Origin of the sequence: Xanthomonas citri pv. mangiferaeindicae (assembly GCA_002240395.1) — a bacterium.
GTDB lineage: Bacteria > Pseudomonadota > Gammaproteobacteria > Xanthomonadales > Xanthomonadaceae > Luteimonas > Luteimonas citri_A.
Map to the genome: position 1 here is coordinate 3,230,935 of CP016836.1, position 14,735 is coordinate 3,245,669.

Consider the following 14,735-nt stretch of genomic DNA (forward strand, 5'->3'; position numbering starts at 1 on the left):
CTCAGTCCAGCAACGCGCGCAGGTCGGGCGGCAGTTCGGCCTGCGGATGGCGACGATGGAACTCGGCCAGGCTGGCACGGGCGGCGTCGATGTCGCCGGCATCGAGCAGTTCGCGCACGCGTGCCAGCCAGGCCTCGCGCACTTCCGGCGCGTCGGCCGATGCCGGCGGCTCGTCGTCGGGCAGGTCCTCGATGATCGCCATGGCCTGGGGCTGCGCCCGTGCGGACATCGGACGGGCCGTCGACGCCCGGTCGGCTTCGGCGGCCGCATCGCGCTCCATCAAGGCCGGCTCCGCGGTCGTCACGCGGTTGCCGTAGGCGGTGGCGGCGGGTTCGGACTCGCGCGGCGGGCCCCAGCCTGCGGCCTGGCGTGCGTCCGGCAGCGGCAGGCCGGCGACCGGCGCTTGTGCTTCACGCGCAGCGGCGGCGGGCGCCTCGACGGTGGCCGAGGCGATCGGCTCTGGCGCGTCCTGGGCGGCTGTCGCCTGGGGCGCCTGCATCCGGGCCTGCGGCTGCGCCACGGCCGGGGCCGGGGCATCGTGGACCGCGGTCGGCGCCGCGTCGTGCATGGCCTCCGGGTGCTCGGCCCAGGCGGCATGCGGCGCCTCGGGCACCGGCCGCAGTTGCCAGGCGACGCCGATGGCGACCGCCAGTGAGGCGGCCGCGCCGAACGCGACCGGCCAGCGACGGCGACGGCGCTGGGCCGTCCGTGCGGGCGCGACGGGGGCCGCGGCGTGCGCCGGCCCCGTCGCGTTCTGCGCCGCGTGGCGCGCAGCGGCCAGGATCGCCGCATCGACCGCCGGGGACGGCGCAGCCGGGCCCGAGGCCAGCCGGTCGGCCAGCCACTGTTCCTCGGGCGTCAGCGGTTCGCGGTCGGGACTGTTCATGAGGTCAACGTCGCGCGCAGTTTGTCCATCGCGTAGCGCAGCCGCGATTTCACCGTCTCGCGGCCGACGCCGGTGATCCGGCCGATCTCTTCGAGCGTGAGCTCGTGTTCGAGCCGCAGCAGCACGACCTCGCGCTGCTCGTCGGGCAGCGCATCGAGTGCGAGTTGCAACCCGCGCCGTTGCTCGAACTGCGAGAGCTGCCGCTCCGGATCGTCCGGGTCGACGATGCGCGCCGTCCGCAGCTCGGCGTCTTCGGGCGGCGGCGGGCGATGCTGCGCGGCGCGCCAGTGGTCGGTCAGGCGATTGTGGGCGATGCGATAGAGCCAGGTGGCGAACAGCGCATCGGGTCGCCAGCCTTCGCGCGCCGCAATGACCCGCTGCCAGACATCCTGGAAGATTTCTTCGGCCAGCGCGGGGTTGCGCACCTGGCGCACCAGGAAGCGGTAGAGCTTGTCGCGATGGCGCCGGTACAGGGTTTCGAACGCGGCGACGTCGCCCGCGGTCCATGCCAGCATCAGGGCGTCGTCGCCGGGGGGCTCCTGCTGGCTGGCGACATCGTGCATGCATCGCAGAGTACGTGGCGCGGCGCCGGGCGTGAAGCCCGTACGAGCCGTGCGACAGGGGCGGGCAAGGGCGGCCATGCCCTGGACAACGCGTGGAGGCGGCCAATGGGGTTGCGTCCGCGGCAATGGTCGCGCTTTTGGGTATGCTGCCGCGGGATCTGAATCGTCGAGCACCGTGCCTGTTTGCCATCGCATGAACGCGGCCGTTGCCGCCGACGACGCCGAAGCGCCGCTCCGCGCCGTCATCGCGACGGCGCCCGTGGGTGCGGCGGTGGCCGTGACCTGGGCATCGCACGCGTCCGGCGCCGGTGTGCTGACCTCCGACCATGCGCCCGACGACCTGGCTGCACTGGCGGATGCGACCCTGCACGCCGACACCGAGGGCGATACGACGGCGCCGGCGGGCCTGCGGCGTTACGCTCGCGCAGTGGTGCAGGACGACGGCCGACTCGCGATCGCGATTCAGGTCGCCGCGGGCGATGACGCTGCCGCCGCGGCCTGGTTGCCCGCGGCCCTGCACGGCGTGGCCGGTGCGCTGGCGTTGGCGCGCGCCGAGCGCCGGCTCGAATCGATGCGCCGGGCCGAGCGGCTGCAGCAGGCGCTTTATGAGATCGCCGAGCTGGCCAGTTCCACACTGGACATGGACGAGGTGCTGGCGCGCATCCATGCCGTGGTCGGCCGGCTGACCACGGCCGAGAACTTCTACATCGTGCTCTACGACGACCTGCGCGAGACGCTGCGCTTCCTGTACTTCGTCGACGAACGCGATCCCTGGCAGGCCGACCCGCAGCAGGAACTGTCCATCGCGCAGATGCCCGACAGCCTGACCACGGTGCTGCTGCGCGAGGGACAGCCGATGCTGGGCCCATCGGCCGCATTGCGTGCGCAGTACGGCCTCCCCGACAGCGACACGCTGCACGGCCCCGACAGCGCCGATTGGCTCGGCGTGCCGCTGCGCCGCGACGGGCGCATCTGTGGGGCGCTCGTGGTGCAGAGTTACGACCAGCCCGACCGCTACCGCGATGAGGACCGAGCGCTGCTGGAGTTCGTCGCCCAGCACATTCTGACTGCGCTCGATCGCAAGCGCGCCCAGGCCGAGCTCGAGCGGCGGGTCGCCTCGCGCACGCAGGAACTGCAGACCGCCAACCGCGGACTGCAGGCGCAGATCGTCGAGCGCGAACGCGCCGGCACCTTGCAGCGTGCGCTGTATCGGATCAGCGAATTATCGGCAGCCCCCGGCAGCCTGGAGCGCTTCTACGCAGACCTGCACGCGATCGTCGGCGAACTGCTGTACGCGCGCAATTTCTACATCGCCATGCTCAGCCCCGACGGCACCCGGCTGGAGTTTCCGTACTCGATCGACGAGCGCGATGCGGTCCGCCGGGCGCGGCCGCGCGGCGACGGCCTGACCGAGTATGTGATCGCAACCGGCGCGCCGTTGTTGGCCATGCACGAGGACATCCGGCGGCTGGAAGCGGCCGGGGCGCTGCGCAGTCACGGCAGCCACGCGCAATGCTGGCTGGGTGTGCCGCTCGGTCGCGATGGTCGGCCGGTTGGAGTGATTGCAGTGCAGAGCTACGATCCGCAGATCGCGTTCTCGCCCAACGACCAGGCGCTGCTGACCTTCGTCGCCCACCATATCGACAGCGCGATGGACCGCAAGCGCGCGCAGGAACAGCTCAAGGCCGCGCACACGGAACTGGAGTTCCGCGTCGAGGCGCGCACCCGCGAGCTGGAACGCGCCAACCGCGAATTGCGCGCGCAGATCGGCGAGCGCATCCGCGCCCAGCAACGCCTGGTCCACCAGGCGCGCCACGACCCGTTGACCGGCTTACCCAATCGCGTGCAACTGCTCGAACGCCTGGATGCCGCGCTGTCGCCGCTGCGCGAGGGCGGGCGCGCGGCATTCGCGGTGCTGTTCCTCGATCTGGACCGCTTCAAGCTGGTCAACGACAGTGTCGGCCATGCGGCCGGCGACGCGATGCTGGTCGAGATCGCCCAGCGCATCACCGCCTGGCTGGGGCCTGACGACATCGCCGCGCGGCTGGGCGGCGACGAGTTCGCAATCCTGCTCGGCGGTGTCGACGATCCGGCGATCGCCGACCGCCGGGCGAGCGCGCTGCTGGCGGCTCTGGCCAAGCCGGTCTGGGTGGCCGGGCGCGAGCTGTTCCCGTCGGCGAGCATCGGCATCGCGATGTCCCATCCCGAGTACGTGGACGGCGACGGCGTGCTGCGCGACGCGGATGCGGCGATGTACCGGGCCAAGGCCTGTGGCCGCGACCGCAGCGAGCGCTTCGACGAGGCGATGCGGGCCGAGGCCATGCGCCTGCTGGACCTGGAGGCCGACCTGCGCCGGGCGATTCTGCAGGATGCGTTCGAGCCGCACTTTCAGCCGATCGTGCGCCTGGCTGATGGCGCGGTCGTCGGACACGAGGCCTTGCTGCGCTGGCGGCACGAAGTGCACGGGCTGCTGTCGCCGGCCGAGTTCATCGGCGTCGGCGAGGACAGCGGACTGATCGAGCAGGTCGACTGGCTGATGTACCGCCAGGTGTTCCGGCGCATGGCGGCCGATGCCGGCACCGGCTACATCTCGATCAACGTCTCGCCGCGGCACTTCCGCTCCGAGGATTTCGTCGAGCGTTTGTTGCGGTTGATCGACGAGGCCGGCGCCGACCCGCGCCGGCTGCGGATCGAGATCACCGAGGTCGCGCTGCTCGACGATGCGCCGCGTGCGCTGCGCATGCTCAATGTGCTGCGCAATCATGGTGTGCTGGCGCTGCTCGACGACTTCGGGACCGGGTTCTCGGCGTTGTCGTATCTGCACCGCTTCCCGATCCAGGCACTGAAGATCGATCAGAGCTTCGTGCTCGGGCTGGGTGGGGAAATGCATGCCGAGAGCCTGGCGCTGGTGCGCGCGATCCTGGCACTGGCGGCAACCTTGGGCATCGATACCATTGCCGAAGGCATCGAGACCGCGCAGCAGCGCGATCTGCTCGCCGGGCTTGGATGCCAGTACGGCCAGGGGTTCCTCTACGGACGTCCGGCCGCGGAACGCGCGACCGGCATCGGCTGAGCCCGTCCGGCGAGGCGCTCAGCGCCTGCGCTGCAGCCAGTCCAGCGCGCCCAGCGCGGCGCGCCGGCCGCTGGCAAAGCAGGCGGTCAGCAGATAGCCACCGGTCGGCGCTTCCCAGTCGATCATCTCGCCGGCGACGAACGTGCCCGGCAATGCGCGCAGCATCAGCGCGTCGTCGAGTGCCTCGAAGCGGATCCCACCGGCGCTGGAGATGGCCTCGGCCAGTGGGCGCGGGGCACACAGAATAAGCGGCAGCCGCTTGATCGTCGCGGCGACACGCGCGGCATCGTCGAACGCATCGCGATCGAGCCGTTCGAACAGCAGCGCGGTCTTGGCGGCATCCAGGCCGGTCGCGCGGCGCAGGTGCTCGCCGACGCTGCGGCGCCCGCGCGGGCGTTCGAGATCGCGCTGCAGACGCGCGGCATCGCGTCCCGGCGCGAGGTCGATCTCGAGCAGGGCGTGGCCGTCGCGTGCGATCGTGTCGCGCAGCGCACTCGAGATCGCGTAGATCGCGCTGCCTTCGATGCCGGTCGCCGTGAGCACGCACTCGCCCTGCAACGCTTGCGGCGTGCCGTCGACTGCGCGCCAGTGCAGGATCACCGGCTTGAGCGGTGCGCCGGCATGGCGCTGCGCCAGGTGGGCGCTCCAGCCGATGTCGAACCCGCAATTGGCCGGCACCAGCGGCGCGACCTCGATGCCGCGCGCGGCGAGCAGAGCCTGCCAGGCACCATCGGAGCCGAGTTCGGGCCAACTACCGCCGCCCAGCGCCAGCAGCACGGCGTCGGCCGCGTGCGTATGCGGCCCCTGCGGTGTCTCGAAAGTCAGGCGATCGTCGGCATCCCAGCCGGTCCAGCGATGCTGGACATGGAAGCGCACGCCGTCCTCGCGCAGTTGCCGCACCCAGCCGCGTAGCAACGGCGCGGCTTTCAGGTCCTCCGGGAACACCCGGCCCGAACTGCCGACGAAGGTCGGCACGCCGCGTGCCTTCGCCCAATCCCGTAGCGCCTGCGCATCGAAGGTGTCGAGCCAGCGTCCGACCGCGTCCGCTCGCGCGCCGTAGCGCGCATCGAATGCTGGCCGCGGCTCGGCATGGGTCAGGTTCAGTCCGCCCTTGCCGGCGATCAGGAACTTGCGCCCGACCGAGCCCTTGGCATCGAACAGGTCGACCTCCACGCCGGCGGCGCGGGCGACCTCTGCCGCGAACAGTCCCGCAGGACCGCCGCCGACGATCGCCAGGCGGGAAGGGGCAGGGGAGCGGGGCGCATCGGACATCGCGCCATTATGCCGGCCGCCGGCACTCATCCCCCAGCCACAGGCGCACTGCTAGGCTCCTGGGCAGACGTTGCGAACAGCAGGAGTCGGCCATGGCGACCGGATGGGCAGGCGACGGTGCGGTGCAGGACCAGATCGATGCGACCGTCAAGGACGCGATCGAGCGCGCGCGCAGCCAGCTGCGCCGCGGTCCTGGCCTGCGTCATTGCGAGGAATGCGACGCTCCGATCCCCGAAGCGCGTCGCATTGCCGTGCCCGGCGTGCGGCTGTGCGTCGATTGCCAGGCGCAGCATGACGAGGACCGTGCCTCAGCCGGCTACAACCGCCGCGGCAGCAAGGACAGCCAGTTGCGCTGAGCGCGATACCTCATGCGCCGCGCTTGCGGCGAGCCGCCCGCGATCGCTACCGTGGGCGGCCTTCACGTCAGGAACGCTCCATGATCCAGCGCATCGACGCCGGCCCGCGCATGTCCGAGGCCAGCATCCACAACGGCATCGTCTACTGTGCGGGGCAGGTGCCCGAGACCGCCGGCGCCGATATCGGCGTCCAGACCCGCGAGGTACTGGCCGCGATCGACACGCTGCTGGCGCAGGCCGGCAGTGACAAGACCCGCATTCTGCAGGCGCAGATCTATCTGGCCGACATCGCGGATTTTGCCGGCATGAACGCCGAGTGGGACCGCTGGGTGGTCGCCGGGCAAGCGCCGTCCCGCGCGACGGTCGAGGCACGGCTGGCCGACCCGGGCTGGCGGATCGAGATCGTCGTCTCGGCCGTCGTCGGCTGACACCCGGCACGCGGGGCGGAAACCGGGGGCAGAGTGCAATTTCACCTCGCGGAATTGCACTCTGACCCCGGTTTCCGCGGTTTGCGTCTGGGCGCCGGTCACACGTCGAGCGGATCGCCCCGCTTGGCGCCCACGCCCTTGGGCTCGGGCAGCGCACCGCCGCGCCAGCGCCGCAGCGCACGCTGGAAGAATAGGCTGTTGGGCACTTGCAGCACCGTGCCCGCGCCGTCGCCGTCGTCGGTCTCGCGCAAGGTCGTGTAGACCAGATTGATGTCCACGACCTGGCCGCGCAGGCCCGGCTTCTCGCCGTTCTCCAGCAGCTCGACATGGTCGTAGAGCCGGAACGGCCGCGTGGTCAGGATCAACATCGTGCAGAAAATGTTCGACAGCACGCTCCAGGCCGCGAAGAACGCCACTGCGCCCACCGCTGCAAAGCCCGTGAATGCGGTCCATAGCACGGTGCCCGACACGCCCATGCGTTCGAGCGCCAGTAGCAGCGCGGCCGCATAAATCAGGAAGGTCATGACCCGGCGAGCGCCGACCACCGCCTCGGGCGGCAGCGTGTAGCGGCGGCCGACGCGGTCGAGCAGGCGCCGCCCGAGCAGACGCAACAGCCAGGCCGCGAGCAGGATCAGCAGGATCTGGCCGCCCGGCACGACGATGTCGAGCCACTCATGCAGCCAGGGAGGAAGACGATCGATCAAGCGCACACCCACTTCGCACAAGGCGCCACAGCGCCGTCTGGGGAATTCTACGCGCGGCATCGCTAAGCCGCGGCGCACGCGAGGCACGGCACTGGTCGCGGTTGCCGATCATCAATTCGACGTGCTCGACGCACTGGGCATCGACAGGCGATGCAACGCGTGCGCCGGATACGAAAAAGCCGGCACTGGGCCGGCTTGTCCGATGCTGTTGGTGGGCGGTGCAGGGTTCGAACCTGCGACCCTTGCCGTGTGAAGGCAATGCTCTACCGCTGAGCTAACCGCCCGAAACGCTGTCGCCAGGACTGGGGAACGTGGCCGTTCCGCTGTCCGTATCGCCGGGGCCCAAGGCTGCCGGTGCGATCGGGACGCGCATTCTACGGTCGAATCGACGCGCCGACAAGCCATGCGTGCAGGTGTGTCGAAGGCACCGCCAATGCGCTCAGAATCGCTCCGAGAGCACGCGGCGGATCTCGGCTTCGATCGGGCCGCGCATCGCCGAGAGCAGAAAGCCCAGCTTGGCGGTCACGTGCAGGCTGTCGGGCAGCAGGGCGATCGCGCCGTCGACGCCGGAGCGGTTGAAGTTGAGCGTGTCGCCGTTCCACGTGGACTTCATGTCGAAACGCTCGGCCAGCAGGCGCGCGACGTCTTCGACGGCGCTGCGTGCCTCGGCCTGCGGCAGGGAGTGGGGGTGGGTGATGTCGATACCGGACATGTCGGTCGCTTTGTCTGGATTGGGCGCTCATTCTGCGGCGCCGCGGCGCATCGACCAAGTGACGGATGCGGCGCGCGGCGCGGCTCGTGCTAGATTTCCGCCGCATGACTGCGCTCAAGCTGCGTTTTCCCGGGTCCTCGACCGATGATCTGCCCTCGAAGCGGGCGAGCTCGGGCTGGGCCTGCGCGCCGACGGCGCCGGGCTTGCGCCCGTGGCGACCGAGGCCGCCTGCGTGCGCGTGTGTGTCGACCGCCGCGGCGTCTGGCTGACGGTCGGCGAGGCCGCCGGCGGCGTCCACGTCAACGGGCGACGCATCCAGCGTGTGGCGATGCTGCGCACCGGCGATGCGATCTTCGTCGCTGGGCACGAGCTGCGCCTGCTTCCCCAGCAGCCGCCCGCGCCCCCGTCCGCGGAGGACGTGCCGCAGGGCGATGCGGCCGATCCCGATCCGCGCATGGTGCTGCGCGGCCTGGGCGGTCGCTACCACGGGCGCTGCTTCACGCTCGACCGCGCGCGACTGATCGGTCGTCAGTCCGATGCCGACATCCGCATCGACGACCCCGGCTTCGCCGATCGCCATGCGCGCCTGGAGCGGGTGGGCGATCGGGTGCGGCTGATCGACCTGGGCTCGGCGGAAGGCAGCGTGGTCAATGGCCAGACGGTGCGCGACGCGCTGTTGCAGCCCGGCGACCAGATCGTGTTCGACGCCCACCATCGCTTCGTCGTCGAAGCGCCGTCTCGCGGCGGCATGATCACGTTCGGCCATGGCCCTGCGGACGAATTCGACGATGGGCCCGATCCATTCGATGTTCCGGCGACCGGGCGGCTGCGGTTGCCCTGGCTGTTGCTCGCGGCGGTGCTGCTGGCCGCGGCGCTGGGCGCGTTGTTCCTGTTCGGCGCCAGCTGAGCCGATACGCAGTTTTTTGGAGGCGCGATCCGATGGGCACCCTCAGCATCTGGCACCTGATCATCCTGTTGGTCCTGGTTGCGATCTTTGCCGGCGTGGTCGGACTCGTCGTCTGGGCGATCGTGCGCAGCCAGCGCGAACCGCCACCCCGCCTGGATGAGGGGCTGGTGGCGCAGGTGGCCGCGCTCGACCGCCTGCACCGCGAGGGCGCGATCGATGCGGACGAGCATGCGCGCCGCCGTGCCGCCTTGCTATCGGGCCGCTGACGCCTTCGGCTGCGGATGACCGTCAGCGCACCGCAGCGCGTCGTCGCGCCAGCGCCTTCCACACCCGCCAGCCCAGCAGCAGCGCCAGCAGCCCGGCATAGAGCGCGGGCTCGCGCCAGTCGGATTTCACGATCCACCAGAAGTGCAGCACCGCCAGCGCGGCGATCGCGTAGACCAGGCGGTGCAGGCGGCCCCAGTTGCGACCCAGCCGGCGCATCCAGCCGAGCGTTGAGGTCACGGCCAACGGCACCAGCAGCAGCCAGGCCAGAAAGCCCACGGTGATGTAGGGCCGGCGCGCGATCTCCGTGGCGACCTGCGACACGTCGCCCACCAGGTCCAGCGCCAGCCAGGCCGCGAAATGCAGGCTGGCGTAGGCAAAGGCGTACAGCCCGAGCATCCGCCGAAAACGCAGCGGCGCGGTCCATCCACTGAGCTGACGCAATGGCGTGATCGCCAGCGTGATCAACAACAGGCGCAGGGCGCCGATGCCCAGTTCGTGCTCGATCGCCACCACCGGCTCAGCGCCGAGCGCATCGATGTTGCCACCGCCAAGCACGCCCCACACGCGCCAGCCGAGCCAGGCCAGCGGCGCGAGGGCCAATGCGTGCACCAATGCCTTGCTGACCACAGTGCCGGTCGGCGTTGCGCGGCGCCTGGGCGCACGTGCCTGGCTCAATACCACTTGCGCAGATCCATGCCGGCGTAGAGCGAGGCGACCTGGTCGGCATAGCCGTTGAACGGACGGGTGTCGATCCGGTTGGCGAGCAGCCGGTTGCTGCCGGCGATCCGGCGCTCGGTCTTCTGGCTCCAGCGCGGGTGGTCGACCGCCGGATTGACGTTGCTGAAGAACCCATATTCCGAGGGCTGCAGGTCGTTCCACGCCGTGCTGGGCATGCGTTCGACGAAGCGGATCTGCACGATCGACTTGATGCTCTTGAAGCCGTACTTCCACGGCACCACCAGCCGCAGCGGCGCCCCGTTCTGCTGCGGCAAGGCCTTGCCGTATAGACCGGTGGCCAGGAACGCGAGCGGGTGCATGGCCTCGTCGATGCGCAGGCCCTCGCGATATGGCCAGCGGATCGAGCGGAAGCGCAGGCCCGGCATCTGCTCGCGGTCGGCCAGCGTGGTGAAGGCCACGTACTTGGCCTTGGCCGTAGGCTCGAATCGGCGCAGCACCGCCGCCAGCGGCACGCCGGTCCACGGGATCACCATCGACCAGCCTTCCACGCAGCGCAGGCGATAGATGCGCTCCTCGCTGGCGATGCCGCGCAGCAGGTCTTCGAGTGCAATGCGCCCGGGCTTGGCGCATTCGCCGGCCACCTCCACGCTCCAGGGCGTGGTGCGCAGGGTCTTGGCCGCGCGCGAGGGGTCGGCCTTGCCGGTGCCGAACTCGTAGAAGTTGTTGTACGAGGTGATGTCCTCGTAGCGGGTCAGCGGCTCGTCGGTGCGAAAGCCGCTGCGCGCTTGTGCCGGGGTGACCGGGGCCGTGCTGGGCGGCGGGGGCTCGGCATCCGCGCAGCCGGCCAGGCTGAGCGCCGGGGTCGCGGCCAGCAGGGCGAGCAGGCGACGGCGGTCACGATAGACCGCCTCATCGGTGATGTCGGACTCGGGGATCCGCAAGGCGTCGCGCAAGGACATCGCTGGCTCCTGGCGCGTGCGCGCCGTAGATGGGGCAACGCGGAATACGTTGCCATCGCAACCATTGGCCGCGCGTCAAGGCTGCTGCACTGCGGCATACTTGCCGGCCTGCGAACGAGCGGAGTCGAGCGATGGCGCGAGCCTACAACTTTGCCCCTGGACCTGCGGCATTGCCTGAAAGCGTGCTGAAACAGGCCCAGGCCGACATGCTGGAGTGGGGCGACGCCGGTGCCTCGATCGTCGAGATGAGCCACCGCGGACCGGAGTTCATGGCCGTGGCCACGCGCGCTGAAGCCGATCTGCGCACGCTGCTCGCGGTGCCCGACGATTACGCGGTGCTGTTCCTGCAGGGCGGGGCGACCACCCAGCAGGCGCTGATTGCGCTGAACTTCGCGGCGCCCGGCGACACCGTCGACTATGTCGTCAGCGGCCATTGGGGACGCACGGCGCTGCGTCAGCTCACCCCGGCGGTCGCGGTCAACGTTGCTGCCAGCGGCGAGGCCGATGGCTTCCGCACGATCCCGGCGCGCGAAACCTGGCGCCTGACCCCGGGCGCGGCTTACGTGCACATCACCGCCAACGAGACCATCCACGGCGTCGAGTACCGGCCGGCCTGGGGCGCGCCCGCGCCCGACACCGGCGATGTCCCGTTGTTCGCTGATTTCAGCTCCAGCATCGCGTCCGAGCCGATCGACATCAGCCGTTACGGCCTGATCTACGCCGGCGCTCAGAAGAACCTGGGACCGGTCGGCCTTTCGGTCGTCGTGGTGCGCCGCGACCTGCTGGAGCGCGCGGGCCAGCCGCGCGCCGACATCTTCAACTACGCCTCGCATCTGGCCAACGACTCGATGCTCAACACCCCGCCGACCTGGAACTGGTATCTGGCCGGCCTGGTGTTCCGCTGGATGCTCGACCAGGGCGGCACCGCCGAGTTCGACCGCCGCAGCGACGAGAAGGCTGGGCTGCTGTATGCCGCCATCGATGGCTCGGGCGGCTTCTACCGCAACGATGTCGCACGCGAGGTGCGCTCGCGCATGAACGTGCCGTTCTTCCTCACCGACCCTGCGCTCGACGCCGACTTCCTGGCCGGCGCGCGCGAGGCGGGGCTGATCGGCCTCAAGGGCCACCGGGTACTCGGCGGCATGCGCGCGTCGATCTACAACGCGATGCCGGTCGAGGGCGTCCGCGCGCTCGTCGCCTACATGCAGGATTTCCAGCAACGGCGGGGATGAGCGGCCCGCCCCAGATGCCGTCGAGCATCGGCAGTGACCGCGAGGCCGGCGATGGAGGGCCGGGCAGGGGCCCGAGCCTCCGACATTGCGGCGTCTGGGATGGCGTCGGTGTGTCAGCGCCAGCGTTGTGCGACCGTAACCCAGCATCGATTCTGAGAGACCATTGATGGCCGCCAAGCCGAAGAAGAAAACCGCCGACAAAGCCGCACCGCCGCCCGACCTGGCCGCGGTGCGCGCACAGATCGACGGCATCGACCACCAGATCCAGACCCTGATCGCCGAACGTGCGCAGTTCGCGCGCCAGGTCGGCAAGGCCAAGGGCAAGCTCGCCGCCGCCGTCGACTATTACCGGCCCGAGCGCGAGGCCCAGGTGCTGCGGCGTGTGGTCGACCGCAATGACGGCCCGCTGTCGGACACCGAGCTGGTGCGGCTGTTCCGCGAGATCATGTCGGCGTGTCTGGCCCAGCAGGAGCCGCTGAAGATCGGCTACCTGGGGCCGGAAGGCACGTTTTCCCAGCAGGCGGTGCACAAGCAGTTCGGTCACTCGGCGATGGGTCTGCCGCTGGCGAGCATCGAGGAGGTGTTCGACGAAGTCGCTGCCGGCCATGCCGATTTCGGCGTGGTGCCGGTCGAAAACTCCGGGCAGGGCACGATCCAGTCCACGCTCGACCTGTTTCTGACCTCGCCCCTGCGCATCTGCGGCGAGGTCGAGCTGCGCGTGCACCAGTACCTGCTCTCGCGCACCGGCCGGCTCGACGAGATCGAGCGGGTGTATTCGCATGGATTGTCGCTTGCGCAGTGCAAGGGCTGGCTGCGCCAGAACCTGCCCCAGGCCGAGAAGCACGCGGTAGTCAGCAACGCCGAAGGCGTGCGCCGGGCGCAGAAATCCGACGACGCCGCGGCGATTGCCGGCGAGAATGCCGCACACGTCTACGGCATGAAGGTCATTGCCGGGCCGATCGAGGACCGGAGCGACAACACCACGCGCTTTCTGGTCATCGGTCGCGGCGCCTTCCCGCCCTCGGGCAACGACCGCACCTCGTTGATGGTGTTCATCCGCGACCAGCCCGGCGCGCTCTACCGCATCCTCGAGCCGCTTGCGCGGCGTGGCATCAGCATGAACCGGATCGAATCGCGGCCCGCGCATGGCGCGCTGTGGCAGTACGCCTTCTTCATCGACGTCGCCGGTCATGTCGACGAGTCCCCGCTCAAGGACGCGCTCGACGAGATCGACGCCTTCGCCGGCGATGTCCGTGTGCTGGGCTCCTACCCGGTGGCCGTGCCATGAGCGCCGCACGCTGGATCGCCACTGCCGGCGCGCCGCTGCGCGGCGAACTCGACGTGCCGGGCGACAAGTCGGTCTCGCACCGGGCGATCATGCTCGCCTCGCTGGCCGACGGTACCTCGCGCATCGCCGGCTTTCTCGAGGGCGAGGATGCCCGCGCCACCGAGGCGATCTTCCGCCGTATGGGCGTGTCCATCGAGACACCCGCAACCGGCGAGCGCGTCGTCCGCGGCGTCGGCATCGATGGTCTGCGCGCCGCCGACGGCCCGCTCGACTGTGGCAACGCCGGCACCGGCATGCGCCTGCTGGCGGGCTTGCTCGCCGGCCAGGCGTTCGACAGCGAACTGGTCGGCGATACGTCGCTGTCCAAGCGGCCGATGCGGCGCGTCACCGAGCCCTTGGCGCGCATGGGCGCCCGCATCGACACCGGTGAGGGGGGCGTGCCGCCGCTGCGCGTGCATGGCCGGCAGCGCCTGGCCGGCATCGAGTACGAGAACGCGCTGGCCAGCGCCCAGGTCAAATCGGCGCTGTTGCTCGCCGGCCTGTATGCCGATGGCGAGACCGTGATCCATGAGCCGCGGCCCACCCGCGACTACACCGAGCGCATGCTCGCCGCGTTCGGTTGGCCGATCGACTTCTCACCGGGGCTCGCACGGCTGTCGGGCGGCCATCGCCTGCGCGCGACCGACGTGCACGTGCCGGCCGACTTCTCGTCGGCGGCGTTCTTCCTGGTCGCCGCGTCGATCGTGCCCGGCTCCGATCTGCTGCTGCGCCGGGTCGGCATGAACCCGCGCCGCACCGGCCTGCTGCACGTGCTGCGGCTGATGGGCGCGGACATCGAGGCCTCGAATGCCGGCGAGCAGGGCGGCGAGCCGGTGGCCGACCTGCGCGTGCGCCACGCACCGCTGCGCGGTATCGAGGTGCCGGAAATCCACGTGCCGGACATGATCGACGAATTCCCGGCGCTGTTCGTCGCCGCCGCCTGCGCCGACGGGCCGACCCGCGTGACCGGCGCCGCCGAACTGCGGGTCAAGGAGTCGGACCGCATCGCAGTGATGGCCACGGGACTACGCACGCTGGGTGTCGCGATCGACGAGGCGCCCGATGGCGCGACGATTCCCGGCTGCCCTGGGGCAGGGGCGGTCTTTGGCGATGGTGAGGTTGAGAGTCATGGCGACCATCGCATCGCGATGGCGTTCGCGGTGGCTGCCCAGCGCGCGGCCGGTGAAGTCGTGATCTGCGATACCGCCAACGTCGCGACCTCGTTCCCCGGGTTCGTGCCGCTGGCACGCGGGGCTGGGTTCGGCCTGCAGGGCGACTGAGGGGGCTCAGCGGCGTTCCGCTGTCGTGCAAGGCCACGCCCGCTGTTTCAGGCCCGCGGCAGCGCCACGATCCCCAGACGCGTTCGCAGTG

Annotated in this window: 15 protein-coding genes and 1 tRNA gene; 8 read left to right on the forward strand and 8 right to left on the reverse strand. The window is 70.4% G+C overall.

All coding sequences use genetic code 11. The annotated features are described in order from the left end of the window. Position 1: 1 nt before the first annotated feature. On the reverse strand, positions 2-886 hold the full coding sequence (locus BEN78_14035) for a hypothetical protein (protein ID ASR44319.1): 885 nt from the start codon (positions 884-886) through the stop codon (positions 2-4). Next, entirely contained in the window at positions 883-1,449 is a 567-nt protein-coding gene (locus tag BEN78_14040; GenBank protein ID ASR44320.1) for an RNA polymerase subunit sigma, read from the reverse strand. The genes BEN78_14035 and BEN78_14040 overlap by 4 nt, the downstream gene beginning before the upstream one ends. Positions 1,450-1,642: 193 nt before the next feature. Here BEN78_14040 and BEN78_14045 point away from each other — a divergent pair, with 193 nt between their 5' ends. Further along, positions 1,643-4,522 (forward strand): hypothetical protein, encoded by a 2,880-nt coding sequence (locus BEN78_14045; GenBank protein ID ASR44321.1) that lies wholly within the window; start codon positions 1,643-1,645, stop codon positions 4,520-4,522. An 18-nt stretch (positions 4,523-4,540) separates the two neighbouring features. Here BEN78_14045 and BEN78_14050 read toward each other — a convergent pair whose 3' ends face one another. Next, complete coding sequence (locus BEN78_14050) at positions 4,541-5,794, reverse strand: NAD(FAD)-utilizing dehydrogenase (protein ID ASR45153.1); 1,254 nt, start codon at positions 5,792-5,794, stop codon at positions 4,541-4,543. Positions 5,795-5,886: 92 nt separating this feature from the next. On the opposite strand from BEN78_14050, the gene BEN78_14055 reads away from it, so the two are divergent. Both BEN78_14055 and BEN78_14060 read left to right on the forward strand, forming a co-directional pair. Beyond that, positions 5,887-6,150 carry a hypothetical protein gene (locus tag BEN78_14055; GenBank protein ID ASR44322.1) on the forward strand — a complete coding sequence of 88 codons (264 nt, stop codon included), beginning with the start codon at positions 5,887-5,889 and terminating at the stop codon, positions 6,148-6,150. Positions 6,151-6,230: 80 nt separating this feature from the next. Beyond that, positions 6,231-6,578 carry a hypothetical protein gene (locus tag BEN78_14060; GenBank protein ASR44323.1) on the forward strand — a complete coding sequence of 116 codons (348 nt, stop codon included), beginning with the start codon at positions 6,231-6,233 and terminating at the stop codon, positions 6,576-6,578. A 98-nt stretch (positions 6,579-6,676) separates the two neighbouring features. Here BEN78_14060 and BEN78_14065 read toward each other — a convergent pair whose 3' ends face one another. The 3 genes from BEN78_14065 to BEN78_14075 form a co-directional block, all read right to left on the reverse strand. Then, positions 6,677-7,282: a mechanosensitive ion channel protein MscS gene (locus BEN78_14065; protein ASR45154.1), complete on the reverse strand. Its 606-nt coding sequence runs from the start codon at positions 7,280-7,282 to the stop codon at positions 6,677-6,679. Positions 7,283-7,491: 209 nt separating this feature from the next. Beyond that, a tRNA-Val gene (locus BEN78_14070) sits at positions 7,492-7,566 on the reverse strand. 155 nt (positions 7,567-7,721) lie between these two features. Further along, positions 7,722-7,994, reverse strand: a complete 273-nt coding sequence (locus BEN78_14075; protein ID ASR44324.1) for a polyhydroxyalkanoic acid synthase — start codon at positions 7,992-7,994, stop codon at positions 7,722-7,724. 211 nt (positions 7,995-8,205) lie between these two features. On the opposite strand from BEN78_14075, the gene BEN78_14080 reads away from it, so the two are divergent. Together BEN78_14080 and BEN78_14085 are read left to right on the forward strand one after the other, a co-directional pair. After that, a complete protein-coding gene (locus tag BEN78_14080; protein ASR44325.1) occupies positions 8,206-8,901 on the forward strand; it encodes a hypothetical protein in 696 nt (231 codons plus the stop codon). Between the two features lie 32 nt (positions 8,902-8,933). Continuing rightward, positions 8,934-9,167, forward strand: a complete 234-nt coding sequence (locus tag BEN78_14085) for a hypothetical protein (protein ID ASR44326.1) — start codon at positions 8,934-8,936, stop codon at positions 9,165-9,167. A 22-nt stretch (positions 9,168-9,189) separates the two neighbouring features. Here BEN78_14085 and BEN78_14090 read toward each other — a convergent pair whose 3' ends face one another. Next, positions 9,190-9,795, reverse strand: a complete 606-nt coding sequence (locus BEN78_14090; GenBank protein ID ASR44327.1) for a sulfoxide reductase heme-binding subunit YedZ — start codon at positions 9,793-9,795, stop codon at positions 9,190-9,192. A gap of 44 nt (positions 9,796-9,839) precedes the next feature. Beyond that, positions 9,840-10,805: a mononuclear molybdenum enzyme YedY gene (locus BEN78_14095; GenBank protein ASR44328.1), complete on the reverse strand. Its 966-nt coding sequence runs from the start codon at positions 10,803-10,805 to the stop codon at positions 9,840-9,842. Between the two features lie 131 nt (positions 10,806-10,936). On the opposite strand from BEN78_14095, the gene BEN78_14100 reads away from it, so the two are divergent. The 3 genes from BEN78_14100 (at position 10,937) to BEN78_14110 (ending at position 14,644) form a co-directional block, all read left to right on the forward strand. Next, a complete protein-coding gene (locus BEN78_14100) occupies positions 10,937-12,037 on the forward strand; it encodes a phosphoserine transaminase (protein ID ASR44329.1) in 1,101 nt (366 codons plus the stop codon). Positions 12,038-12,203: 166 nt separating this feature from the next. Next, positions 12,204-13,325 (forward strand): chorismate mutase, encoded by a 1,122-nt coding sequence (locus tag BEN78_14105; GenBank protein ASR44330.1) that lies wholly within the window; start codon positions 12,204-12,206, stop codon positions 13,323-13,325. After that, the gene (locus BEN78_14110; protein ASR44331.1) at positions 13,322-14,644 is read left to right on the forward strand and encodes a 3-phosphoshikimate 1-carboxyvinyltransferase; all 1,323 of its coding nucleotides are present in this window, start codon (positions 13,322-13,324) and stop codon (positions 14,642-14,644) included. The genes BEN78_14105 and BEN78_14110 overlap by 4 nt, the downstream gene beginning before the upstream one ends. Positions 14,645-14,735 lie beyond the last annotated feature (91 nt).